Here is a 541-nt window from a genome sequence, read left to right as displayed (position 1 = left end):
GTTCTTGAGGCCGAGCGGCGTGGTGGCGGCGCGCTGGCGAGGGCTGCCAACAGCACTGTGGTCGCCGCCTTCATGCCGGTGCAAATCCCGCCCGCCGAGGCTGAGCCCGCGGCCATTCGCATCGAATTGCACCGGGGCACGACCGCCATCACCGTGAGCTGGCCGTGCGCCGCCGCTGCGGAGTGTGCGGCCTGGATGCGGGAGCTGCTGCGGTGATTCGCATCGAYGCCGTCTGGCTGGCGGTGCAGCCCATCGACATGCGCGCCGGCACCGAGCGGCTGCTGGCGAGCGTCGTTCAGGTCTTCGGCGCCGCGCAGGCTCATCACGGATACCTGTTCGCCAACGCCCGTTCATCGCGCATCAGGCTCTTGGTGCACGATGGCTTCGGGGTGTGGTGCGCCGCACGACGACTGAACAAAGGCAGCTTCGAGTGGCCACGCAACGTCGCAGCCGACGCCGCACCGCTGGCGCTGAGCAAGGATCAATTCGACGCTCTGGTGCTCGGGCTGCCCTGGCAGCGCCTGGAGCAATTGAGAGTGAT

1 protein-coding gene and 1 pseudogene are annotated in these 541 nt (G+C 68.3%); both read left to right on the top strand.

Features of this window, described 5'->3' with window-relative positions; translation table 11 throughout:
• A pseudogene (locus AC1DY5_RS58205) lies at nt 1-216 on the top strand (IS66 family insertion sequence element accessory protein TnpB); the annotation flags it as partial.
• Nucleotides 213-541, top strand: a 329-nt coding sequence (gene tnpB / locus AC1DY5_RS58200) for an IS66 family insertion sequence element accessory protein TnpB (protein ID WP_478123123.1), incomplete at its 3' end; no start/stop codon positions are given. The pseudogene AC1DY5_RS58205 and the gene tnpB, both read left to right, overlap by 4 nt.

The organism is Variovorax sp. P4_D9, from assembly GCF_056401695.1.
Note: the sequence above shows the minus strand (reverse complement) of the source record. Positions and strands in the feature narration are given on the sequence as shown.